The sequence below is a fragment of the Clostridium sp. BL-8 genome (assembly GCF_002006495.1).
In the GTDB taxonomy this organism is placed as follows: domain Bacteria; phylum Bacillota; class Clostridia; order Clostridiales; family Clostridiaceae; genus Clostridium.
Genome location: NZ_LZZL01000019.1, coordinates 1 through 26,461 on the forward strand (window position 1 = coordinate 1; position 26,461 = coordinate 26,461).

General features: G+C 30.8%; 22 protein-coding genes and 1 riboswitch. All 22 genes read right to left on the minus strand.

Annotation, left to right across the window (positions count from 1 at the left end; all coding sequences use genetic code 11):
• Positions 1 to 50: 50 nt before the first annotated feature.
• The 22 genes from CLOBL_RS08505 to CLOBL_RS08605 all read right to left on the minus strand — a co-directional run bounded on the left by CLOBL_RS08505 (position 51) and on the right by CLOBL_RS08605 (position 26,448).
• Complete coding sequence (locus tag CLOBL_RS08505; RefSeq protein ID WP_077858625.1) at positions 51 to 1,313, minus strand: helix-turn-helix transcriptional regulator; 1,263 nt, start codon at positions 1,311 to 1,313, stop codon at positions 51 to 53.
• A gap of 35 nt (positions 1,314 to 1,348) precedes the next feature.
• A complete protein-coding gene (locus CLOBL_RS08510; RefSeq protein WP_077858626.1) occupies positions 1,349 to 2,650 on the minus strand; it encodes a tetratricopeptide repeat protein in 1,302 nt (433 codons plus the stop codon).
• Positions 2,651 to 2,907: 257 nt separating this feature from the next.
• Positions 2,908 to 3,084 carry a YtxH domain-containing protein gene (locus CLOBL_RS27470; protein WP_143323852.1) on the minus strand — a complete coding sequence of 59 codons (177 nt, stop codon included), beginning with the start codon at positions 3,082 to 3,084 and terminating at the stop codon, positions 2,908 to 2,910.
• A gap of 120 nt (positions 3,085 to 3,204) precedes the next feature.
• Positions 3,205 to 4,149, minus strand: a complete 945-nt coding sequence (locus CLOBL_RS08515) for a ribonuclease H family protein (RefSeq protein WP_077858627.1) — start codon at positions 4,147 to 4,149, stop codon at positions 3,205 to 3,207.
• Between the two features lie 64 nt (positions 4,150 to 4,213).
• On the minus strand, positions 4,214 to 5,176 hold the full coding sequence (locus CLOBL_RS08520) for a DUF1232 domain-containing protein (RefSeq protein WP_077858628.1): 963 nt from the start codon (positions 5,174 to 5,176) through the stop codon (positions 4,214 to 4,216).
• Between the two features lie 355 nt (positions 5,177 to 5,531).
• On the minus strand, positions 5,532 to 6,362 hold the full coding sequence (locus CLOBL_RS08525; RefSeq protein WP_077858629.1) for a MetQ/NlpA family ABC transporter substrate-binding protein: 831 nt from the start codon (positions 6,360 to 6,362) through the stop codon (positions 5,532 to 5,534).
• Between the two features lie 12 nt (positions 6,363 to 6,374).
• Positions 6,375 to 7,013, minus strand: coding sequence for a methionine ABC transporter permease (locus CLOBL_RS08530; RefSeq protein WP_077858630.1), 639 nt, complete (start codon positions 7,011 to 7,013; stop codon positions 6,375 to 6,377).
• Positions 7,013 to 7,978, minus strand: a complete 966-nt coding sequence (locus CLOBL_RS08535) for a methionine ABC transporter ATP-binding protein (protein WP_077858631.1) — start codon at positions 7,976 to 7,978, stop codon at positions 7,013 to 7,015. The genes CLOBL_RS08530 and CLOBL_RS08535 overlap by 1 nt, the downstream gene beginning before the upstream one ends.
• A 149-nt stretch (positions 7,979 to 8,127) precedes the next feature.
• Positions 8,128 to 8,242, minus strand: a riboswitch (SAM riboswitch).
• Positions 8,243 to 8,542: 300 nt separating this feature from the next.
• Positions 8,543 to 11,803, minus strand: coding sequence for a 5'-nucleotidase C-terminal domain-containing protein (locus CLOBL_RS08540; RefSeq protein ID WP_077858632.1), 3,261 nt, complete (start codon positions 11,801 to 11,803; stop codon positions 8,543 to 8,545).
• Positions 11,804 to 12,223: 420 nt separating this feature from the next.
• Positions 12,224 to 12,691, minus strand: coding sequence for an SsrA-binding protein SmpB (gene smpB / locus CLOBL_RS08545; RefSeq protein WP_009172464.1), 468 nt, complete (start codon positions 12,689 to 12,691; stop codon positions 12,224 to 12,226).
• 295 nt (positions 12,692 to 12,986) lie between these two features.
• Entirely contained in the window at positions 12,987 to 15,170 is a 2,184-nt protein-coding gene (gene rnr, locus CLOBL_RS08550; protein WP_077858633.1) for a ribonuclease R, read from the minus strand.
• Between the two features lie 263 nt (positions 15,171 to 15,433).
• Positions 15,434 to 16,792 carry a nitrogenase component 1 gene (locus tag CLOBL_RS08555; RefSeq protein ID WP_077858634.1) on the minus strand — a complete coding sequence of 453 codons (1,359 nt, stop codon included), beginning with the start codon at positions 16,790 to 16,792 and terminating at the stop codon, positions 15,434 to 15,436.
• A gap of 31 nt (positions 16,793 to 16,823) precedes the next feature.
• Positions 16,824 to 18,356, minus strand: coding sequence for a nitrogenase component 1 (locus tag CLOBL_RS08560; protein ID WP_077858635.1), 1,533 nt, complete (start codon positions 18,354 to 18,356; stop codon positions 16,824 to 16,826).
• Between the two features lie 130 nt (positions 18,357 to 18,486).
• Positions 18,487 to 19,266 carry a 4Fe-4S binding protein gene (locus tag CLOBL_RS08565; protein ID WP_077858636.1) on the minus strand — a complete coding sequence of 260 codons (780 nt, stop codon included), beginning with the start codon at positions 19,264 to 19,266 and terminating at the stop codon, positions 18,487 to 18,489.
• A 13-nt stretch (positions 19,267 to 19,279) separates the two neighbouring features.
• Positions 19,280 to 20,020, minus strand: coding sequence for an ABC transporter ATP-binding protein (locus CLOBL_RS08570; protein WP_077858637.1), 741 nt, complete (start codon positions 20,018 to 20,020; stop codon positions 19,280 to 19,282).
• A 6-nt stretch (positions 20,021 to 20,026) separates the two neighbouring features.
• The gene (locus tag CLOBL_RS08575; protein WP_077858638.1) at positions 20,027 to 20,806 is read right to left on the minus strand and encodes an ABC transporter permease; all 780 of its coding nucleotides are present in this window, start codon (positions 20,804 to 20,806) and stop codon (positions 20,027 to 20,029) included.
• Between the two features lie 22 nt (positions 20,807 to 20,828).
• Positions 20,829 to 21,821: an aliphatic sulfonate ABC transporter substrate-binding protein gene (locus tag CLOBL_RS08580; RefSeq protein WP_077858639.1), complete on the minus strand. Its 993-nt coding sequence runs from the start codon at positions 21,819 to 21,821 to the stop codon at positions 20,829 to 20,831.
• Between the two features lie 158 nt (positions 21,822 to 21,979).
• Complete coding sequence (gene cysK / locus CLOBL_RS08585; protein ID WP_077858640.1) at positions 21,980 to 22,894, minus strand: cysteine synthase A; 915 nt, start codon at positions 22,892 to 22,894, stop codon at positions 21,980 to 21,982.
• On the minus strand, positions 22,891 to 24,054 hold the full coding sequence (locus CLOBL_RS08590; protein WP_077858641.1) for a PLP-dependent aspartate aminotransferase family protein: 1,164 nt from the start codon (positions 24,052 to 24,054) through the stop codon (positions 22,891 to 22,893). The genes cysK and CLOBL_RS08590 overlap by 4 nt, the downstream gene beginning before the upstream one ends.
• A 107-nt stretch (positions 24,055 to 24,161) precedes the next feature.
• Complete coding sequence (locus tag CLOBL_RS08595) at positions 24,162 to 25,034, minus strand: radical SAM protein (RefSeq protein WP_077858642.1); 873 nt, start codon at positions 25,032 to 25,034, stop codon at positions 24,162 to 24,164.
• Between the two features lie 208 nt (positions 25,035 to 25,242).
• Positions 25,243 to 25,590: a NifB/NifX family molybdenum-iron cluster-binding protein gene (locus CLOBL_RS08600; protein WP_009172478.1), complete on the minus strand. Its 348-nt coding sequence runs from the start codon at positions 25,588 to 25,590 to the stop codon at positions 25,243 to 25,245.
• A gap of 15 nt (positions 25,591 to 25,605) precedes the next feature.
• The gene (locus CLOBL_RS08605; RefSeq protein ID WP_077858643.1) at positions 25,606 to 26,448 is read right to left on the minus strand and encodes a MetQ/NlpA family ABC transporter substrate-binding protein; all 843 of its coding nucleotides are present in this window, start codon (positions 26,446 to 26,448) and stop codon (positions 25,606 to 25,608) included.
• Positions 26,449 to 26,461: the final 13 nt, after the last annotated feature.

Consider the following 26,461-nt stretch of genomic DNA (forward strand, 5'->3'; position numbering starts at 1 on the left):
GAATAATCAACTATGGATTTTTTATTAGTTCAATTTCATTTTACAACAGGTCAAATTTTCTTATCTACAGAAAGAGCTAAATTAAAATACTTTAATGAATCTGTTGTTGATCCTAATTTATAATAAAGCTTTCCCATATCCATATAACGATTCTTTCTTTCTTCTCTTGTACCAAATTTAAATAATGAATCTAAAGATAAATTCATATATTTTTCAGCTTCCAAGTATCTATCCATTTTTTGAAGTATTATTCCTTTTAAATAATACGATTTTTCAATTAATTTTATATTGTTTGTAATAATTGCTTTATTTAATGATTCTTCTGTTATTTTACATGCTATTTCGTACTCTGAATTATCTATCAGAATTCCAGTACAATAATTTAAAAATTCCACATTTTTTTCGATATTATCTCTTGGGAATATCTTAATTCCTTCCTCTATTTCTTTAATTGCCTTTTCCTTTTCACCAACCTCAAAATAATACCTTCCATAATTTCCATGAGATAGTGCCAATAAAATAGGATTATACTTTTGGTATTCGAAAGCTTTCTTCTTATATTTATCTACACAGTCTTTTTTTAATTTAATGCATATAGCTGCGTATATGTGATAAATTTTCCCCTTACTTTCATCAGTCTTAAGATTATCAACATATTCTATAATTCCTGAGAGAATGGCATAAGCCTCATCTAATTTTTTTAAATTTTGATAGCATAAAGCTTCATTATAGCTTATTAAGCAATATTCACTAATAACCATTTCTTTTTTCTGTTCGAACATTTCTCTGAGCTTACTATAATAAGAAATTGCTTCTATATATTCTCCATTTTGAGAAAGATATCTAGCCATGTCTTTAAAATATATTATAGTATTTTCTTCTGTATTATCTCTTTGATATAAATCATAGTATTGAGACACTATTAATTGAATATTTTCGACCTTATTTTCCTCTACATAGTAAGAGAATAATATATGTATTAAGTCGAAAGCTAAATCATAATACTTATACTTAAGTGCATAATTTAAATTATCTCTTAATTTATTTTCTGAATCAGTATCACATGAAACATTCTTTTTCATTATTTTTAAGTTATTAGATATTTGTTCATAAACATCTTCTATTAAGTATTCTAAATCAATTTCAATTTTTTTCGCTATATATTTAAGTAATTCTTTATCTGCTTTGATCTTCCCATTCTCTATGCAGCTCATCTTAGCTATTGATATTTTATCTTCACATAATTCTTTTAATGTAATTCCCTTAAATATCCTAGCTCTTTTTATTTTTTCACCAGTAGACAGTATTTCCAAAATATATCACCCATTTACTCTTAGTTTTTTGCCTTTTAATTTTCTAATTTCTCAGCTTCATTAAATAATTTTATTCCTTGATTCAAATAATAGGCTGCTTCTTCCTCTTCTTTTTTATCTATGAAATATTTCCCGACCCTCATAGCTAATTCTCCTGCTTTAGCTAATCTTCCACTATCTTTTGCTAAAACATACGTATCAATTAATACAGTTTCTGCTTGTTCAATTTTGTCCTCAATATTAAACAAAGTATATTTAATTAACTTACATTTTATTTTTCTATCAACGTCATTTTCATCAATACTGTTTTCTATATTTTTTAATATTTTACTGCATTGCTCAATATTTTTTAATTTTAAATAACATGTACATATATCTATCAATATATCATTGATATGACCTACATGATTTTGAGCACTAACATTTCTAGATATTTCATAATGCTTGATTGATTCTTCTAAATCTCCTAATTCATAAAATAATTTACCCAAGTTATGCTCTATATTTACTATGCTCTTGTTATATTGTATTTTTTTATATACCTCTAACGTTTTCTTTGAGTATTTTATAGCATTTATTAAATCACCTTTTTTGTTAAACTCTTCTGCTAGGCCAAATAAATTTTTTGCGTAATTTTCATCATTATATATTTGTTCAAATCTTTCCTTTGCTAAATATGAGTATTTTAATGCCGATTCTAAATCTTCTACATCATAATAAGTTCTAGACATATTATAATAGATTTCTCCCATTAAGAAATCATCTACAACTTTATTATCAAGGTAAACTTTTTCTGCTTGCTTTAAGTAACTGCTGGCAGAATGATAAGCTTTTAATTCTAAAGCTATATTAGCTAGGTTTAAAAAAGTTTTTATTATTTGTTCATAGTTATTACTTTTAACAAAAATTACATTTGCAGACAAGAAAAATTTTTGAGCTAAAGGGAAATCCTTTTTATACATATAAGATTTTGCTGTAATAAAATATATTACTGCCTTCCTATACTCCAAATTATACTTTTCGCAATAATATAAAGCATTATCAATATATCTTTGTCCTTTTTCATAGTCACCTTGTAATATACAAGATTCTCCTACCTGCTCATAGTATAAGCTTATTTTTTCTGCTTGGCTTTCTTCCGATTCCATTAAATATTCTACTGTAGTATTTAGTGCATTTGCTAAGTACTCTAATAAGTCAACTGATGGATTTGAGCGACCAGACTCAACCAAACTAATTTGTCCTGGAGTTATTCTGTCTTTAGCTAGATCTTTTAATGTCATATTTAATTCTTTTCTTCGTTTTTTAATTTTTTCTCCTAGTGATAGAATTTCCATTTTTTCAATCCTTCTCTATTCAACAAATTCTTTAATCGATTAATATATTTTTCCTTAATTATAACATAAATTTATAAAAAACTGCACAAAAATATAAACGTACCCCAAATTTTATATAATTTAATTGTATTATCCATTTTTATGCCAAAAAATATAAATAAAATAAACAAAAAATAAAAAGACATGAAAACCGCTCATGTCTTTTTATCCAAAATGTAGCATTATTAAAATTCAATTTTTTGTAGCTACTCTATTTATTATCTCATCCAGCCATGAATTCCATGATAAGTAGACTCAGCCATATTTCTCATTCTTCTTCCTGCTCTTTTCATTGTTCTTTGAGGGCTTCTATCATCATAGTATGGCATCATTGCCATTTCAACAGCCACTCCTATTAAAATCCCTGCCATCATTCCTTTTGAGAATCTTTCCATAATCAACACCTCTTTAATATTAATTTAATTTTCTATAAGTAGATTATGTAGTAATCAAGAAGTTATCCAAGTTAATTTATTGAATGATTACTTCTTATTTCAAATTAAAGATGAAATCCCCTAAAGCTGTTCCAATAAATATAAAATAAATTTTTCTTTTTCCTTGCTTAACAATTTTGAAACTATTTTTTTGCATTCTTTAGAATTATTTTTATACAAGCTTACAATTTCTTTAAATCTACTTTGCTCATCAGCTTCTTCACTATTTTCTTCTATTATTTCATCTAAGATTTCATTTTTATTATCACTACCACTTATAATTATGTGATTATCAGAAGATGGCGCTACACTTAATATTTGATTTTTTACTTCAATACTAGAAACTTCTATAATGTTTTTTTTAAGTAATTTTTCGACTGCTTTATCAGAAGGTATTCCTAGAACTTCCTTACATTTCTCATCCACAAGTTCATTAAATAAATCACCTGTATGACTATCCACTTTAACAAATATTACTTCAATCCCAGAATTCATTAGCTTTTGCATATTTTCATAATATTCCATTGAAGATTCTTCTTTTCTTTCCCATGAGCCAGTTGCATGATGAGCTATTCCTTCATAGTCGTGAAATATAACTAATTTTTTTTGACCTTGCCTTAAAGCATATTGAGCAGCTTTAAGAGCTCCTTTAAGCTCACCTGCTATTTGCCTTATGTTTTTTTCTGATGAATCCTTTTCCGCATTACTTTCTATGTATTCTACCACATTATTATTTACACATACTAAACCATATGAGTATCTTCCATCTGAAGAATTATAGCTTCCATCAACATAAGCATGAAGGCAGTCTTTAGGATAATTCTCATCGCTCTTTTTTAACATTCTATTTCCTTCATTTAAATATGCTTTTGCATCTTCTAAGTTTTCAAAGCTCTTATATTTAGCTCCTTTTACTCCTTTAACGTATCCTAAACATTCTCCCCACGTATTAACTATAATATTCTCTACTTTTTTATCATTTTTTAAATCATATCCATATTGTATAGCATAAACTTTTTTAGCCATTGTATTTACCCTTTCTTATTTGATATTTTCTAACTAATATTATATCCTAAATATCAGAAAGCTTTTATAATGTAGATAATTCTGCAATAACAGAGTATAACTTTTCCACATTGCCAGCTTTAGTAAAATCCATTAAATATTCAACGCCTTTTTGTAATACTATGACCAAATCATTTCTACCTTGCCAATTCTCTACTATTATTGATAACGGAATATCTTTAAGAACTTTATTTAGTGCAAATAGTATAACTCCAATATCATCAATTGCTCCTACAAAAGGTATCTTATTAGGTATTAAATTACTTGGCATTGCTACATAACCTATAGCTGCTGACATTATTAATTTAGTCTTTATAGGTACTCGTTTATCCTTAAGCAATCTATAAATCAGCGAAATTATATCAGGCAGTATAAATATGTATTCTTTGTATTTCTCAGTAAACTCAGGAAGCTTGTCCTCTACAATTTTTCTTCCTTTTGAATAGCTGTCTTCAACTTTTTCCGTAATTTCTAATGCTAACTTTGCCTCTTCATCTTCTTCATTAGCTTCTTCCACTTCTATCTTCTTTATCAAATTTCCTGCTATAGAAATATTAACATTACTAGCTTCCACCCATAACTCAGATCTTTTCATAAATATCTCATCAATATTAAGCTCAACAAAAGGCACATCCTTAAGTACTGTGTTAACATCTACTATCACTCTATCTTTTTGACTATGTATCCCATATTCTTTAAATAACTTTAACAATTGTTTTAATGCAAAACTTCTAAAAACCCTAAATACTCCTAAGTTTAAAATCTTTGCCTCAACTACTCTAAAATTAATTTTATTTTGCATACATTCAATTAATTCTACTTTTACTGCAAATTCTATTTTAATTCTTTTTCTAAAATTTCCTTCTAATAATATTCCGTTATTAATTGATATGCTTGTTAATGTTAATCCTTCAATTTTAACGAATTCATTAATAATACTTAATATATCACTTCCAAGTAATTTAACCTTTACCTCTGATATGTTCATATTTTTATTCCCCTTTAAAATTATCTTCCTAAATATACTTAAAAGTATACATTATTCCAGATAATTATTAAAGATTTAGTTCTGCACACTTGCTTATAATAATAAATATGTTTTCAATAATGAACTTCATATGAGCAAATACTTACTTATATAAATTTCAATGATAAATTGCTATTACATTTAATATGGATAAATAAAGACTCATGATTTAAATTAGCAATATGATAATAAAATTTATATAAATTAAATAATAATTCAATATATAAAAGAAAGAGTACTCTTTCATTCAGAGTACTCTTTCAAAAATCATCCTATAAGACACAATCAAATAGATAACAATTCTATATGTCTAAAACTAAAATACTGGAATTACTGATCCATTGTATTCCTTATTTATAAAGTCTTTAACTTCTTGTGAAGTCATTGCTTTCATTAAAGCTTTAATTTTATCTTTATTTTCATTACCTTCTTTTACAACAACAATGTTTGCATAAGGTTTAGCTGCTTCTGAATCTTTATCTTCAATTATTATAGCATCTTTTGCTGGAGTGAAGTTAGCATCTAATGCATAGTTTCCATTTATTACAGCTGCATCAACATCATCTACTGATCTTGGAACTGTTGCTGCATCTAATTCATTAAATTTTAAATTTTTAGGATTTTCTGTAATATCCTTTGGTGTAACTAATTCACCATCTGCAATTTTAATTAATCCCTTACCTGCTAATAGCTTTAATGCTCTAGCTTCGTTTGATGGATCATTAGGAATAGCGATTGTAGCACCATCTTTAAGTTCATCTATGCTCTTAATCTTATGAGAATATAATCCCATTGGTTCTAAATGTATAGCTCCTACTGAAACTAAGTGATATCCTTGAGCTTTATTTTGCTCATTTAAATATGGAGTGTGTTGGAAGAAGTTTGCATCTAAATCTCCTTCTTCTACAGCAGTGTTAGGTTGATTATAATCATTAAATTCTGTTATTTCTACTGTATATCCTTCTTTTTCAAGTAATGGCTTAGCCACATTTACTATTTCTTCATGTGGTTTTGGTGTAACCCCAATTTTTATTACCTTATCTTCTTTAGAATCTGAACTTCCTGTATTAGAAGCATTTCCGCAGCCTACTAATCCTAGTGTAACTACTCCCGCTAAAACTATTGATAAAATTGATTTTTTCTTCATGTTTATTTCCCCCTACTTTGATAATTTATTGTAAAAATAATTGCCTATAAGCTGTAGTCCTTGTACCACTATAATTAAGACAATACATGTTACTACCATATAATCTGTTTGGAATCTTTGATAACCATAGCTTATTGCTACTTGACCAAGTCCTCCCCCTCCAATTGTTCCTGCCATTGCTGAATACCCAACAATACTTATTATTGTAAGTGTTATTCCAGATGCTATTGAAGGAATTGCTTCTTTAAGCATAACCTTAAATATAATTTGAGTATTTGATGCCCCAAAGGATTTTGCTGCCTCAATCATTCCTTTGTCAACTTCTCTAAGTGCTGATTCTATTATTCTTGCTACAAATGGAGCTGCTGCAATCGTAAGTGGAACAATAGCTGCCTCTGTGCCTATTGATTTTCCAGCAATAAATCTAGTTAAAGGTATTATTGCAACCATTAATATGATAACTGGAAAACTTCTTAATATATTAATTATTAAATCTAAAACAGTATAAACAATTTTATTAGGTTTTAATCCATCCTTTGCAGTAACTGTTAAGATTATTGCAGGTATGAATCCTAAAATAAGTGAACCAATAGTTGATGCAAAAACCATCTCTAATGTTTCTATTAAAGCTTTTACTATTATCGCATTCATTATTCAATTACCTCCAATAAGATATCTCTGTTTTCAAGATATTTTATAACCTTGTCCTTATCTTCTTCTTTAATATTTATTACAAGCCCCCCTAGTACTTCACTTCTAAATCTTTCAAGCTTACCCCAAACTATTGAAAAATCTATTTCGAGTTCTCTTGCCATTTTTGTTATAAGCGCATTTTCTGAAGAATCACTTGGGAAGAATAGCTTAATATTAACTCCATCATCAGGTAATAATTCATCATCTTCTTCACCCAAGAATTTCTTAAGAGACTTTCCAGGCTTTAAGAATAAATCTTCTGCTCTTCCTTCTGCTTTTATTTCTCCACCATCTAATAATGCAACTTTTTCACATATTTCTTTTATTACTTCCATTTGATGAGTAACCATGACTATTGTAATTCCTAGTTCTTTATTTATCTTAGAAAGTAATGCCAAAATATCTTTTGTAATCTTAGGATCTAAAGCTGATGTCGCTTCGTCACACAGTAATACTTTAGGATCTAATGCTAATGCTCTTGCTATTGCTACTCTTTGTTTCTGACCACCACTAAGCTCGGATGGCTTGCTTAATTTTTTATCTTTTAATCCAACTAAATCCAGTAATCTTGATACCTTGTCCTTGATTTCGTTTTTATTATATCCCCATACTTCAAGTGGAAGAGCTACATTATCAAAAACATTCTTTCTCTGCATAAGATTGAAATTTTGAAAAATCATCCCCAAATCTTTTCTAAATTCCCTTAAACTTCTGCCATCTAATGAAGAAACTTCTTTCCCCATTACATTTATTGATCCTCCATCATAAGATTCAAGACCGTTAATGCATCTAAGTAATGTAGATTTTCCTGCACCACTATGACCTATTATTCCATAAATTTCGCCTTCTTTAATGTTTAGCGATACATCTTTTATAACTTGTGCTTCCCCAAAATTTTTAATTACGTGTTTAATTTCTATCAAAACACATTTCCTCCTTTGACTTTGTTTTGTTAGTTTCCGGATAACTAAGGCAGCAAAATAAAATAATTATTAATCACTTTAATAATGCACCTCAAAACAAAAGCGCCAGAGAATAAATCTCCAGCGCATAAATACAACTCAAATTTATCCTCTCATCTTTCAGCTACTCTGCTGCTGGAATTAGCACCATATAAATATTGAGATAAACAATATTTCGGTTGCCGGGTTTCATAGGGCCAGTCCCTCCACCACTCTTGATAAGACATCAGATTATTTAATTTAGTTTCTTAAATGATTATATAAACAATTTTTTCATTTGTCAACATCTAAAAACCAACCACAAAATCCAATTAATTTATTCAATTCAAAGCATTATGCTCGGATTACTATAATTATTATATATATTATCTAATTATATTGCAAGAACTTTTTCCAAGCTTCAAACAATTTCTAATACAAACAATTATTGCAAAGTAAATACTTATTAATTTCTAAAATAGAACCATGCATATACTAGAAACATCTGTTTATGCACGGTTTTGTATTCTATCTTCTTTTTATTATTTAAGCAGCATTTTTTTCTTTGGCTATACTTGTTACTGTACTCCAATTTACTGAACATTTAGGAGATATTTCTCCATGTTTTTTTATATATGCTGTCATTAAGCTTCTTACCTGTCCATCATCACCAAGAGCTTTACCAGAATCATAAGTTACTATGCTTGGATCAGTATTACTTAATCCCGCTGCTTTCATAAAACCGCCACCGCCATTATATCTGTAATTATTGATTGCAACAGTAAATTTATCTGAATCTTTCACATCTACTCCATTGACTTTTAAGTTCTTTATTCTATTTCCTGAAATAACTCTTCCAGTTTCTTTATCAACAGTACATGCAGGCTGAGTTAAATCTATATCATAAGTTGCACCATATAATTGATCTAAGTTATAATCAGGAATATTTAATACTGAATCTTTAGTTATTGCTGTATTATTTCCACTTGTTTGTGCATAATACCTAACTGAATATTCCATCCAATCTTTTAACTGTCTACCGTTCATCTTAACTCCATATAAGAAGTTTTCAAAAACATAAACTGCCATCATATCTTTAATTGTAATATCACCGCTTGGTATATATGCAGTTTCACTTAATGGTGCTGCTATAGACAATTGTGTTCCCGCACTTTCTTTTTGAACTTCATTAATTAATTCCATAATTGCTGTCGGCTTACTAGTTTGATCCTTTCCAGTAAATTCTCCAGTTGAAGTTCCAATCTTTGTGTTTACATATTTTATTGTAGCATCTTCATATGGATTGATTAAATTAACTATGTCTGGATCATCCTGTATACTATTATCTATATCAACATTTTTTGTTGAAACTCCAGAAACTTTTCCATTTGAATCAACATTGATATTTATTTGTGCAATTCCTGTTGCCCCTTTAGTTGATTCAACTATTGGAACAATTTTACCTTCAGGATTCTTTTTAGTTAAGTCATTAACCTTTAGATGAGTGTGCCCTGCAACAATTGCATCTATCCCGCTAACTTGAGTTGCTATTGCATTAACCTCGTTTTCTGGCAAAACATCTGCAGCACTTTCTTGACCACTATGTGCTGAAACTATAATTACATCTGCTCCTTTTCCTTTTACTTCATTTACCCATTTTTTAGCTTCATCTACAAGATCATTAAAATGTAAGCCTTCGTAGTGCTTTTGATCTTCCCAACTTGGTATACACTTATTTTCCAATCCTATGACTGCAACTTTTATATCTTTTCCATTAATATTAAAACCTTTAATTATATATGGTTGTACAAAATTTGTTTCATCCTGCTTATATATATTAGCTCCAAGTACTGCTATTCCTTCTTTTTTATAATCTCCAATCACTCTATTTAATACGTCTAAACCATAATTAAATTCATGATTTCCTAAAGTCCAGGAATCATATTTCATTGCTCCCATGACTTTAGCCATTGGATATTCTGAGCTTGTATCCATTATATCGTAATAATACGAAAGTGGTGTTCCCTGAATTGTATCACCATTATCAATTAACATAACGTTCTTATTATTTTGTCTTACACTTTTAACATATGATGAAACTTTAGCTAAGCCCTGTGCCTTAGCTGGTGCTTTTCCTGTTGCATAATCATAATTTAAAACTGTGCCATGAACATCTGTTGTTGCGAGCAAAGTTATTGAACTAGATGTGTTAATCATTCTTGGAATATCCACATTAGATATTGTATTCTTATCATTTTTATCTTTATTAGCTTTGCACCAGTCTATAAATGCATCTCTTACCAAAGTATGAGTGTCATTTGCCACATCTAATCCGCCGTACTTTGTAAATGCTGTAAATGAATCTCCACCTTGAGCCACGAAATCTGGAACTGCTACAGTTAGCTTTTCAGTATCACTAATTTCACTTCCATCTTCTTTTGTTATAGATTTAACCCTTTGCCCTGATGGAAGTTTTGAATCATAAGTAATCTTAATACCTGATACTTGTAACCCCTTACTGTTATCTGCAACTGCCTGTTCTAAAACTTCTATTAATTGAGCCTTTGTCATGCTTAATTTATATATCGTATTATCAAAAGGCATAAACTGCCACATAGTACCTACTGTAATATTTCCTTTAGGTATATCTATTCTAAGGCCTCCATTATTTTGAAAGCCTACATCAGCTTTAACTGCATTCCTTGTAACATCAGATGCCCAATTTCCAAGTATTGATGATCCATAAGGAGATACATCCAATGTTCTTGTTAAATCGCTTTCTGTATTATATCCAATAACTTCACTAGTCATGGGCTCTATCTCTTTGTTAGCCTGTTTAACAATTTTATCAACATCGCTATCAGTTTGTGGTTTAGCAGCCTTATATCCTTGTTCATTATCTAAAGCTACGTAACTTGATTCAAGTTTTGGTGTATCAAATACAACCTTTTTATCACCAGTTATTTCAAATTTTGCATCTATATATCCTTTCCCATTAGAACCGCCAATATAAACTGGAATTTTAGTAGTTTGAGCTATTGCTGCAGTTTTAGTATGGCTATGACCTCCAAACACCGCATCTACATTTTGAAGTTTATTGGCTAAATCAAATACTGGTCCTGTAGCATTGTCGCCTTTATCACCTTCATGTACTAACGCTATTATTACATCTGCTAATTTACTTTGTTTTATTTGTGCTGCAACTGAATTAATTTCACTTGCCAAATCTTTAAATTCATAATCTTTTACATACTTAGGTGATACACTTGTTTCTGTTTCTAGTGTTATTCCTCCGATAATTGCAATCTTGACTCCATCTTTATTTATAATTTTATACGGATCAAATACTCTCTTCCCACTTTGTTTATCATATAAATTGCTGCACACTATTGAATATGCTGCACCCTTCATAGTTGTATTTAAAGTTGTGTCTAATCCCCAGTCAAATTCATGATTACCTAGAGTAGTTACTTCCATGCCTATTTTAGACATGACTTCCTGCACAGGAACTCCTTTCATAATGTTTGATGTTGCAGATCCCTGATATAAATCCCCGCCACCTAATATTAAGGTTCTATCAGGATTAGATTTTTTTATGTTGCTTAATCTATCTGCCAAAACTCCTGCAACTGGATTTCCTGAAGTATCATTTAAGGTTCCATGAAAATCTGTAACCTCAATAATATCAAAGTTTTTTTCAGTATTTGCAGCATATCCCACTGATGGAAAAGCTGTAAATAATGTAATTACTAAGAATAAGCTAGTTAAAAAAGCTATACATTTTTTCCCCTTTAATAATTTTTTCAATAATAACCCCTCCTAATTTTATTATTACATAATATGTATATTTTTCTATATTATGAATTATATAAAATGTTCGTTAAAACTTTATACTTCACTTTTAACATTGTGTAATATAATTCTTAAATTTATGAACAATTGCTCTAATATGGTTATTATTTATCATATTAATTAGGTTATAATGTAAATATCACTTTTCTATATTCTATTACAGTAAAATTTATTAACAATTAAAAAACTACCTAGAAATCAATTTTATGAATTTCCTAGATAGCTTAACTGTATATATACTTCTTTTAAGTAAATTTGTCTCCTGTCAGATATAAAATATCTATACCAACTTCAGACTTAGGCACTATCAAATAAATATAACGTCCCCTTGCAAGGCTATTTTGGACTCGTTATTTATTTTCATGTGCATAATTACTATTTATATTTTTCCTTCATTGCTCTATCTATATCTCTTTTGTGTGCTTTTTCAAGCATTGAATCTCTCTTATCGTAATTTTTCTTACCTCTGCACACTCCAAGAGCCACTTTAACTTTACCTTCTTTTAGATATAGCGATAACGGTACTAATGTATATCCATCTTGAGATACTAAACCATCAAGCCTTCGTATTTGATCTCTATGCAATAATAATTTTCTTTCACGAAGCGGATCTACATTAAATATATTTCCTTGTTCATATGGTGAAATATGCATATTTTTTATAAATATTTCACCGTTATATATATCTGCATAACAATCTTTAAGATTTACTCTCCCGTTTCTTATAGATTTAACTTCTGTTCCAACTAAGACCAAGCCTGCTTCCATTGCTTCTTCAACGAAATAATCATGCCTTGCTTTTCTATTTTCAGCTAATGAATTCTCATTCTTTTTTCTTGCCATTTTACTCACCCACTTTGTTCAGTTAACAGTTCATGCCCTTTAGGGTATCCTGTGGACAATTTACAGTTAACAGTTTATGCTGAAGCTCTGAAAGAGAAAGTTCGAATAACTATCATTTGAATCTCACTTATCTCACTTTTCCCTTCAGAATTTCTAAAATATTTAACTCATAAGTACTAATTAAATTTATTAATTAGTACTTATATATTATAAATTTAACTTATAACATTAATATAACAAAATTATATTATACATATCTTTGCAAATCAATCAGAATTAATATTTGTGGATTAAATTATACTAATTCTAGCACTTGATCTTTTGATTCATCTTTTATTTCTTCTCTTTCAGGTTCCTGAGTAATCTTAAAGAACACTTCTCTATTTGTTATATCTACATGAACGCATTCTACTTTTACTTTATCTCCAAGCTTATATAACTTTTTAGTTCTTTCACCAATAAGGCTTAAGTGTGCTTCATTAAAGATATAATAATCATCATCTAGGTCAGTGATGTGAACTAAACCTTCAATTGTATTAGGCAATTCAACAAATACACCAAAAGATGTAACTGAAGATATAACTCCTTCAAATTCTTCGCCAATTCGCTCTTGCATATATTCAGCCTTTTTAAGATCATCAACTTCTCTTTCTGCATCCTGAGCTTTTCTTTCCATTTCTGATGATTGCTTTGCTGCATATCCAACTATATTCTTTAACTTATTTATCCTCTTCTCATCCATTTCTCCATGAAGGTATTCTTTGATAATTCTATGAATTTGTAAATCAGGATATCTTCTAATTGGAGACGTAAAGTGACAATAGTACTGTGCTGCAAGTCCAAAATGACCACTGCATTCTGGTGCATACTTTGCCTGCATCATAGAGCGGAGCAATAATGTGCTAACGACAGTCTCTTCATTTTTTCCTTTAACTTTTTCTAAAATTTCTTGAAAACTCTTAGGTACTATTTCTTCTGTCCAATGAACATTGTACCCTAAATTATAAACAAATTCCTTAAACTTAGCTAATTTCTCCTCATCTGGATTCTCATGTATTCTATATACAAAAGGCAAATGAGTCCAGAACATATGCTCCGCAACTGTTTCATTAGCAGCTAACATAAATTCCTCTATCATCCTATTAGCTATTTCACGTTCATAAGGTTTAATTTCAATTGGTTTTCCAAGTTCATTTAGTGTTATTTTTGCTTCTGCTATTTCAAAATCAATAGCACCTCTTCTAGTTCTTTTTTCTCTTAAAATCTTACAAAGCTCTTCCATCATCTTAAAATCTTCATAAAGATAATCATATCTCTTTATCAGTTCCTCATCATGATCTCTCAAAATCTTTGTAACATCTGTATATGTCATTCTTTCATTAGTCTTAATAATAGATTCTACTATCTCATGATTTACAACTTTTCCTTTATGATCTATTTCCATGAAACAGGATAAAGTTAATCTATCTACCTTAGGATTTAAAGAACATATTCCATTGGATAATTTTCTAGGTAACATTGGAACTACCCTATCAATTAAATACACTGAAGTTGCTCTTTTTAACGCCTCTTTATCCAGTGGATTATTTTCTTTAACATAATGAGTTACATCTGCAATGTGAACGCCAAGTTTATAATTTCCATTACTTAATTTTTCAATAGATACAGCATCATCTAAATCCTTGGCATCTTCTCCATCTATTGTAACCATTTTTAACTCTCTTAAATCTCTTCTGCCTTTATATTCTTCCTCATCAATTTCTTCTGGAATATTTTCAGCATAATTTAGCACTTTTTCACTAAATTCTTCTGGAAGTCCTAGCTTCTTGATAATCATCAAAATATCTATTCCCCTATCGCCTTTTCTTCCAAGAACTTCTGTTACTACCCCTTCTGCCTTTTTATTTCCTTCTGGCCATTTTGTTATTTTAACTGTAACAACATCGCCATCTTTAGCTCCATTTCTATCCTTCTTCGATATAAATACGTCTTTTGATATTCTTGGGTCCTCAGATACTACAAATCCGAAATTTCTAGAGTCTTCGTATACACCAACTATTTTTGCTGTATTTCTTTCTATAATGTCAACTACTTCTCCTTCTCTCTTTTTCGTATTCGTATCTTCTCTAGTTATCCTAACAGATATTTTATCCCCGTTCATTGCTCCTTTCATGCAATTGCCTGGAATAAACACATCTTTTTGTCCCTCTTCTTCTGGAATCAAGAATCCAAAGCCTTTTGCATGAGCCTGAAGTGTTCCTACTATTAATCCTTCTTCTTCATGACCTTCTTTAGCAATCATATATTTATCTTTTTTTGTCCTTATAATAAAGCCTTCATTTTCCATCATTTTTAAAGTCTTCTTAAATGCATTATATTCATTTTTCTTTATATCAAATACAGCTACTAATTCTTCTATATCCATGGGTCTATATGCAGGTTCTTTCATAAAACTTGTTAATGTTTGTTTTATTCCCATAATTCTTCCTCCATTGTATCATTACTATATATTATTCCTATATATCTATATACTACCACAATAATATTAAACAATATAGATAATATCTCTCTCAAGTATTAGTATTGACACATATTAAGTAATTTATTAGCATGCATTTGAATAATCCATTTTAATAAGAAAGCAGATAATCTTTATACTATAATTATCTGCCATATCTACGCTTTATATTTTACAACTTTATAATTCAATAAAAATATCCATGCCATTTAAATAACATCTAATTATGCACTTGCACTAATTGCTGTAGTATAAATCTTCTCTAATAAATTAAGTGCCCCCTTATAACCTACATAGCTTCTAGATAATACCACTTCATAAGATGCTGGAAAACCAACTTCAATAATTGCTCCTTTTAACTCTTTTGCAGTATCCCTCTCCCATGTAGTTCCAAAAATAATAGGCGGCTTATGTCCAAAATCAGTATCCTTTAACAGTTTGCCTATTATATAGCCATCTTCCGCAAAATCCACTTCTGTTGAAACATCCTCTGCCAAATTCTTATATTCTTTTGATATTGCCTCTCTATATTGATCTGGTGGATTTTCTGTTATAATTTGTTTAGCTGGTATTAATCCCAGCTGATTTACTAGAAATCTATTAAGAGCCAAATTATATGCACTATCACCTACTACCGCATATTTCGCTGGTAGCCCCCACCAGTATTCCGCATAGAAATCCGAAAAGTGTTCTAAATAATAGTAATAACTCTTCTCTTCTTCCTTTATAAATTCCTCACTTTGCTCTTTATTGATACCTGCAAAATCCACTACCTTCCGCAAGAAATCTGTTGTTTCCTTTGCTCCAATTGGTATAATTGGAATATGCAAAAACGGCTGATTATATTTATTTTCTAAATGTTTTGCAGTCTCTAACCCAAGCCATGGTGAAAGTACCAAATTAAATTGTGCCTTAGGAATATTTTTCCATTCACTTACACCTTTTGATTCTGGTCCGAATAGAATATTAACTTTAAGTCCTCCACCCTCAAGTACACGTTTTATTTCAGTTAAATCTCCTCTCCAAAAAGTATTTTGATAAGGTAAAAGCGACCATACATTGACTACTCCTTTTTCTTTTTCACCATCATATGCTCCCACATATTGATCAATAATAGCTTTTGTTACCAGTTCATGGCCAACGAAATTATTTCCTTTAAACCCACCGGTATCAGCGTATACTATAGGAACTCCTTTTCTTTGAAATTCTCCAACTACTGCACCTACATCATCACCTACAATTTCTCCAATACATCCTGTAAGAACTACAAATAATTCTGCATCCATTATTTTTAGGGAAGCTTTAATTAACTCTTTAAGACGGTTTTCTCCTCCAAATACAACTTCATTTTCACCTGCATTAGAACTTGGAGAAACTGCCCCTCCACTATAGCCTCCCCCTTGAAAGCCATTATAAAAAGCAAGACTAGTATATTGTTTATCTGCGCATCCTGGTCCGCAGTTTACAATTGGCATAGCTCCTGGAATTGACGATACAGTATATATAGACCCTATTGCACACCCGTAACGCACCTGATTTATAGAATTTGTTTGTTTCAAATTTACATTTTCATTAACTCCCATAACCTTATCATTCTCCTTCTTTTAAAATCAGCTATATTATTTTTTCATTCAATATTTCTGGCTGCTTTGCAAGTATATACGGATCTTCTTGATCTAGCCACCACTTTGTATATGGTAATTTAACATGTTTTTTGAGATCCTGATGAAACTTTTTATGGGCAAGGATATCTAAAATAGCTTCTCCTAAATTAATCATCCCATCATATCCAATAGCCAGATGTTCATCTCCAAGTGGGGCTGCTGGTATTCCTAATCTAGAAGCCAACGGTGCAAGTCCATTATGCCTTATTAATATAAAATCTGGATTTGTCTTTTTTAAAAGTCCATAAAATTGATATTGCTGCCTATTACTTACACTAAATGAAGGAACATCATCGTAATTATCTATTAAAAATTTGAGAGAATCCTGCTTTGGATCTCCGCTATCATAAACTGGATCATGATGAAATACTAAAGATCCATTGACTTCTACTCCAAGCTCTCTGAGCACTGTAATTAATCCATGAGCATAAGCTGAGCCTGTTGCGACATAGCCTTTTACCCCCTTAAGCTTTTCCTTGAGTTCTTTAATCTTTGGTTTTACTCTTTCATGCTCTTTATTAATATAAGCTTCCGCAAGTTCTTCCCTATGTGTAACTTTTGCTATTTCTCTAAGCCAAGCGTCTGTTCCTGCAAATCCATAAGGCTGAGGAGCTTTAATTTCTGGCACTCCAAATTCCTGTTCTAATGCTGCTGCCATATAAGAAGATAGGGTATAGCAAAAACCTACAGTTGCAGCTGCTTCTGAAAGCTTAGCAAGATCACCTACTGTTGCTAAATCTACAATATAATTTACTCTTAATCCTAGTTCACCAAGTATAGGTGTAAATACATCAGACCCCCAAAGATTAATGACATTAATTAAATCCTCTTGTTTTTTAGGATTCTTACGTACAATTTTTCTTAGAATTCCATGTTGGGTGGCATCAAAACCAGTACTCCAATGCTTAGATCTGAATCCTTCACAAGCAAGTGGAATTACTGGTATGTTAATTTCTTTTTCTGCTTCACTTGCTACACTTTCCATATCTTCTCCAATAATTCCTGTTGCACATGAGGTGCTTAAAAATATAGCTTTAGGGTTATATCTTTCAAAAGCATCTTTAATGGACTGTTTTAATTTCTTAACTCCTCCAAATACCATGTCACTTTCATCTAAATTAGTACAAATAATTCTTATATTTTCCACTGGTAAATTTCTAAGTGCAAGTCCATTACGATAAATAGAGTTATATGGTACCTGGCCAGCAGCACACCCTATAGGTGAATGTTGGATAAGTACTGCATCTCTTACATTTCCAGCCTGGCACTCAACCATTTGTTCGCTACATACTGACCCTTGCGTAAAAGGCCCCTTTATTTCACAAAGCCTGCATTGTTTACCTCCCCCAGCACATCCTCTACGTTCATAAGAAGATTGCTTAGATAATTCTGACGCTTTCCCATCCCACGCAATAATTGTCCCTAATCTTTGTTCTCTACTCTCAACTTCTGGAATATCAAGATTAATTTTTTTATTTGCCATGCTTCATACCTCCTAGAATTTTAATTTATAAATAATAAGGCTGGGCTCTTTAATATTTAAATGTATATTAAAGAACTCAGCCTCTAGTTTTCTAGTCAACTTCGTTTAATAAATCTATATATTATGACTTTTACTTACTATTTTTAGAACCATGATTCCTGCAATGTTCTATTCCTTCTGGTGTTATTGATGATTTTCCATACAATTTTCTGTCCTCTCCAATAGGACATACCTTGATACATACTCCACAAGGATATCTAAATTCATCTTTTAAATTCTTGTGGTACTCTGCACATCTATATTTATTCATATCAGCTACAAGTGTATCTTTAGTTGTAAACGCTTCTGTAGGGCAATTTTTCTTGCACGCCTCACATTTTATGCACAAATCATTTTCCATAACTTTATCCTGTGGAAAATCTGCATCTGTTATAACTGATACAAGTCTAACTCTTGGCCCATACTCCTTTGTAATTAATGTGTGATTATAGCCAACTGTTCCAAGTCCTGCATATTTTCCTGCAATAACATGTGAAAATGCTGCAGCTGGTTTTCTTACTAACACTGATATATCTCCATAACAGTCTCTTGGGAAAAAGAATGCTCTATGCCCTTCTTGATTTAATGAGTTGGCTATTTTATATGAGATATCATCTAACATTCTATTTGTAGTATTATATAATTCTGAATACACTACAGATGGTGTTGTCTCTAACATAGGCAGATAAATCTGTACCCCCAATACAATAACTGATTTAGCCCACGGCCATATACTTTGAGGATAATATGCTTTATCTATTTCCGCATGTTCCTCCCATCTTTCCACACCAGTAAACCCTATTATATTAACTCCTAATCTCTTCGATAGTCTCTTTATTTTTTGTTTCAATTCACTATTTCTTTGTGTCATTATATTCCTCTCCCTAAATTTCAAATTCAGGCTCTAATTTCAATAATTCTAATATACTAGCTCTTAATTCCACGAGATATGAATCCCCTCTTTTTCTAGGCCTTTCTGACTCTATTTTTATTTCAGTCATAGCTTGTTCTTCGTTTTTTCTAAAAACAAATAATTTATCACACAAATATACTGCTTCTTCTATATCATGTGTAATTATGACTACAGTTGAAATTCTATTACTTTTCCACATATCTAAAACTAGATCCTGTAAATTCATTTTTGTAAAAGCATCTAAAGCACTAAAGGGCTCATCTAAAAGTAATATTTCAGGTGAATTAACCAATGATCTGGCAATTGCTATTCTTTGTGCCATTCCTCCTGATAGTTCCTTAGGATAATACTTGCTATAACCATTTAAATCAACCAATTTAATGATTTCAGATACTTTTTTAATTTTATCTTCCTCTTTTAAGCCAAAAGCAACATTCTCTTCAACATTTAGCCAAGGCATAAGCCTTGCTTCTTGAAAAATGAATCCTATTTTCTTACTTATACCTTTGTTTTCTTGATTGTTAATATAAATTTTCCCTCCATAATTAGTATCTAAGCCAGCTATAGATCTTAACAAAGTACTTTTCCCACATCCACTGGTTCCTACTATTCCTATAATTTCTCTTTCTCCAATTTCTAAGTTTAGGTTATCAAATAATTTATATTCATTATCAAATGTTTTAACAAAGTTTTCCACCTTAATTGCTGACATAGATAGTTACCTCCTTTTAAATGAAGTTTGCCAATGTAATACTCTCTTTTCTATATAAATAATTATATTATCTGTTAGTTTTCCAACTATAGCGAATATAAGAATTGATCCAAGTATTAATTCTGGTGCAGCACTATTTTGACCCATTATCATCAAATATCCAAGACCACTACTTGCCCCCATAAGTTCTGCTGCTACTACAAACATCCAACCTAGTCCTAAGCCGCTTCTTAATCCAGTAAACAACGCTGGAAGCGCAGCTGGAATTAATATTTTACGAATTATTTCTTTAGGTGTAAAGCTATGTATTAACCCAACTTCTATGTATTTAAAGTCAACTCCTCTGATCCCCATTACCCAATTTAGGTAAACTGGAAAAAATACGCCTACTGCAATAAGACTGATCTTTGATGATTCACCTATCCCTAGCCATAATATGAATAGTGGTACCCAAGAAAGAGACGGTATTGCTCTTAAAGCTTGAATAAGTGGATCAAATAATTCAAATATTTTAACATAATACCCTGATAATGCACCAAATACAATTGCAATGCCTGCTCCTATAAAAAATCCTGCGAAAACACGATATGTTGTAATAAGCACATGCTTTACTATTTCTCCATTTGCACACAATTTTATCAATGTACCTATAACAACTATTGGTCCTGGAAATAAATTAGCTTTAAATACTCCTGTGCTTGAGAGAATTTGCCAAATTACAATTAAAATTAGAGGTAATATCATATATTTAAATTTAAATTTATATATTTTTACTCTATTCTTCATCTTGACACCTCTTCATTTAATATTACTTAAGTGCTTCACTTGCATAGCTGCTAACAACAAGTCCATCTACTGTCTTCTGAATATCTGTATCTTCTGGTATTATATCTTCCTTTTTCAGAATTTTAGCCGCCTCTATTAGTGATTTCTTTTGATCATCTCCAGGAATGCTATCTTTAAAATCAGTTCTTTCTAACTGCTTCTTTGCTATTTCTGGTTTAAGTGCTGCTTCTTTAGCTAAAATATCAATAGTTTCTTGTGGATTATCAGCTATCCACTTTTTAGCCTTCTCATATACATTAATAACTCGTTTTACTGAATCAGGATACTTTTCTGCAAATTCTGTTCGTACATTTAAAAATCCATATGTATTAAAATCTATATTACGATAAAAAAGTTTTGCTCCATCTTCAACTTCTACTTTTGCTATATACGGATCTAAACCCGCCCATGCATCTATTTGGTTTGTGACCAAGGCATTGGCACCATCTGAATGCTGCAGAGGAATGAACTCTATGTCATTTTTAGTTAATCCAGCCTCTTCTAATGCTCTTAATAAGAATATGTATGGATCAGTTCCAATTGTTGCTGCTACTTTTTTACCCTTCAAATCTGCTGGAGATTTTATATTTGAATCTTTTGTGGTTACTAACGCTGCCCATTCAGGCTTTGAATAAATATATATTCCTTCTATTGGAGCGTCTTTTGCTTTAGAAATCAATGCTGCTCCTCCTGCCGTTGAACCAAAATCTATTGAATTACTTTGTAAAAATTCCAATGACTTATTACTCCCTTGACTTTGCACAAATGTTATTTTTGTACCATCCTTTTTAAATTCATCTTCTAACCATCCCTTTTCTTTTATTACTAAACTTTCAATATTGTATGTTGCATAATCTAGTCTTATTTCATTAGGTGTTCCAGGCTGCGAGGTTTCTTTATTTCCACATCCCGTCAGGTTTAATAACATCATACCTACTGTAATTAAACTTGCCAATAATATTTTTCTCTTTTTCATGATTTACCTCTCCTCATTTTATTTAGATTGTTTTAAAGAATTTATAAAAGATTTAATTTAATATATTAGCCATTATCAAATAATTAGAAATGACTAATATATTAATGCTTAGGATATCATTTTCATAACCAGTGCTTTTGATTAATTATTTTACTTTTTTAATCTCCAAACAAGGTTGTACTTAAATATCTATCTCCTCTATCTGGAAAAACAACTACTATATTTCCACCATCTATTTCTTCAGATAATTTCACTGCTGCTGCGAGTATTGCTCCTGACGATGATCCAACAATTAAACCTTCTTTTTTAGCTAGCAATCTAGCCTTTTCAAAAGCTTCCTCATCATTTACTTTTATTACCTTATCAACTAAAGATATCTCCATGGTTTTTGGAACAAAATCATTTCCTATGCCTTCTATTTTGTAACTTTTATGCTCCCCACCAACCATTGTTGATCCTTCTGGATCTGCAAGTATTCCTTTAATATTTTTATTCCTTTCCTTTAAGAATTTAGTGATTCCAGTAAAAGTACCTCCACTGCCGGCCCCTGCCACAAAATAATCTATTTTGCCTTCCAATGCTTCGTATATTTCTGGACCTGTAGTTTCATAGTGAGCTAAAGGGTTATCCTCATTCTCAAATTGTTCTAAACTAATACTATTTGGAACTTCCTTCAATAGTTCTTCTGCCTTATTTATTGCCCCTAACATCCCGTCTTCATCTGGAGTATTAACAATTTCTGCACCTAAAGCTTTAATTAATTTTTGTTTTTCTATAGAAAACTTTGTTGGAACTACAAAAATTATATTATAACCTTTATTTATTGCTGCTATCGCTATTCCTAGCCCAGTATTTCCTGCTGTAGCATCAATTATTGTATATCCTTTTTTTAATATTCCTTTTTCTTCAGCACCTTGAATCATTTTTACGCCAATTCTATCTTTTACACTTCCGCCTGGATTAAAGCATTCTAATTTTGCAAATACATTTACATTTTCCTTTATATTAATATGAGTAAGTTTTATTAAGGGGGTTTTTCCTATAAGTTCTTTTATATCACTTACGTAATTCATCTTACTTTACTCTCCTTAAATGCATTATTTAGATCTTCTAATAGATCATCAATATTCTCTATTCCAACTGATAATCTTACCAGATTATCAACAATTCCAACTTCCTGCCTTATTTTATATGGTATTGCTGCATGAGTCATAGTTGCCGGATGGCATATTAAGGATTCCACTCCACCCAGACTTTCTCCTAAAGTTATAAGTCTTAGAGAACTTAAAAATTTTTTATAATCAACTTTTTTATTAATAACAAAAGATAATACTCCACCAAATCCTGACGCTTGCTTTCTATGGATATCATATCCTTTCGAATCCTTTAAGCCTGGATAATAAATTTTATCAACATATTCATTTTTTAATAAAAATTCCACTATCTTTTCTGCATTTTCATTATGCCTATCTAATCTGACGCCTAGGGTTTTAATTCCCTGCAGCAATAAAAATGAATCAAAAGGTCCAAGTACTCCTCCAGTTGAATTTTGTATAAAGTGTAGCTTCTCCCATAGCTTTTCATCATTTACCACTATTAATCCAGCTACTACATTACTATGGCCTCCCAAATATTTGGTTGCACTATGAACAACTATATCAGCCCCAAATTCTAAAGGTCTTTGTAGATATGGTGACATAAATGTATTATCTACTATTGTTAGCGCACCATATTCTCTTGTAAGTTTACTGACTTCCTCAATGTCTGTAATATCCATAAGAGGATTTGTAGGTGTTTCTATAAATACAGCCTTTATCTTCCCATTCTCTTTATTATCTTCTAGAATTCTCTTAACATCATTTATTCTGGAAAAATCAACTATTTCATATTGAATATTGAAATTCTTAAATACCTTATCAATGACTCTGAAGGTACCTCCATAAAGGTTACTTGGAATTATTATCTTATCTCCACTATTTAGTAAGGATAAAACCGCTGTAATTGCAGACATTCCACTACTAAAAGCAAGTCCTCCTGTACCACCTTCCAGCAAGGAAATGGTTTTCTCTAATGCTTCTCTGGTTGGATTGCCTGTCCTTGAATATTCATAGCCTTTATTTTTACCTAATTCCTCCTGCTTATATGTTGATGTTTGATAAATTGGAACATTTACTGATCCCGTTGCTTCATCTCCGTCAACAGCTCCATGAACTAATATTGATTCTATTTTCATTTTATTTCCTCCTCATATACGTACCTTATATGCATATATAGTTTCTATATAATATTCATATTATTCTTATTTGCTTACTATGATTTTATGCTAAAAATGTTTTAATTTTAACCATGAGAAAAAGTCTCCACAACTTCTTTGTCATATAACTGACTGTGTATATCCTGATTTTTACCCGGAACTCCACATGCATCTGCACGGCAGTGTTTACAGTGTCTAAATACATCAAGATATTCTCCTGCCTCACCTCTGCATTTATTTAAAACTTCACAAGTTGGAGCTTCAAGATGAGATAATTCATTTTGGGGAATTAAAGGAATTATATTTAGTATCGATGCTCCTAATTCTTTCGTTACTCTGGCTATTTCTTTAATATGTGCATCATTTATTCCTGGGACTAAAACACTATTTATCTTTACTATAACGCCTAACTCGCTAATCTTCTTAATACCTCTAAGCTGTGCATCAATTAATTTTCTAGCTCCTTCTTCTCCTTTTAATTTATTTCCATATTCGTCAATTACAAAGGAACATATATCTTTTTGTATTCTTGCATCTATTGCATTAACAGTAACTGTCACAGTTTGTACACCTGCGTCTACAATCTCCTCTGCTCTTTCTTCTAATCGCAGTCCATTTGTACTCAAACAATTTATAAGCTCCGGGAATTCCTTTTTTATCAATCTAAAAGTTTCAAGAGCATGATCAGTTGCAAGGGTATCTCCCGGACCTGCTATACCAGCCACTCTTATTTCAGGACATAATTTCAATGCTTTTCTAACAGTCTCTACAGCTTGCTCTGGAGTAAGAAGAAGTGAACTTACCCCTGGGCGTATTTCCGATTTATTAAATCCTCTTCTGCAAAACTTACATTGTATATTACATGATGGGCTTACTGGCAGATGTATTCTACCATATTTAAAATGTGCTTCTCCTCCTAAGCACGGATGAGTTTTTACTAAATGCTCAAAATTCCCCATATAAAATCACTTCCTTTTTATTTAACACTAAGCTCTGAATATTCCTTATATTACATATCTTTCCATTATAAATTTTTAATATATATAAGCTCTAATTGAAAATACATTTTACTAAATTATTAGTTTTAGAAATTTTTAAAAAATTTCATTATTAATTGTTAATTGTCAAATGTACATTGTTAATTAGAACTTATATAGTTTAATTGTGTTAATATATATCTAAGATATTTACTTTTGAATTTAATATCTTTTTTAATATGTCTTCTATAAAATAAGGTGCTTCTATACCTTTTATGCCCCTTGCTTCAACTAAAGCTAAAGCACCTTGTCCTATTTGTGCAATAAAAACTGCTTTACAATCTGATATTAATTCGATGGATTTTTCCATCGCTTCCTCTGTATGTTGAAAATCTTGGCATGCTGGTTCATTTACCCTCGTTTCAACATACTTATAATCTTTGTCATCTACCTCAACAACTAAAAACTGCTTTGCTCTTCCAAAATGCTGATTTACAACTTTTCCATCGCTACTTGCAAATGCTATTTTATAAGACATTTCTTATCTCTCCTCCTAAAATGCTGGTACTACTGCTACACCATACTTTTCTTTGATGAAATTTTTCACATCATCTGAATTCAATGCTGCCACAAGAGCCTTTATATCATCTCTATCTTTATCACCTTTTCTTACTACAATTACATTGGCATAAGGAGAATTTCCACTTTCTCTGATTAAAGCAGTGTTTGGATCAATTTTTGCATCTAAAATTACATTAGTATTTATAACTGCTCCTGCTAAATCATCAAGAGCTCTTGGCAACTGTGCTGCATCAGCTTCTACAAATTGAAGATTCTTAGGATTTTCTGCTATATCACTTGGTGTTGCTGAATAATCTGTTATACCACTTTTTAATTTAATAAGACCATTTTTCTCAAGAAGCACTAATGCCCTATATTCATTTGATGGATTATTAGGTATTCCTATTTTATCTCCATCCTTTAGATCACTTATAGATTTTATCTTATTTGAATATAAGCCTATTGGTTCAATATGAACTTTTCCTGCAACTTCAAAATTATAGCCTTTTTCTTTAGATACCGATTCTAAATAAGGAACATGCTGAAAATAATTTGCATCTATTTGCTTTTCATCTAGGGCAGGATTTAATTGTCCTTCATCATCTAATGTTACTATTTCTAAATTAATACCTTCTTCCTTTAACTTTGGTTTAATATGCTCTAATATTTCAGCATGAGGTGTCACTGCTGCTCCTACCTTTAAAGTTACTTCACTTTTTTTACTTGAGCTATCATCTGCCTTGCTTGTATCCTGCTTACTATTATTAGCACATCCTGTAAAGATACTTAAAACCATAAGCGTGCTTGTGAAAATCGCTATCAATTTTTTATTCATTATTATTCCTCCT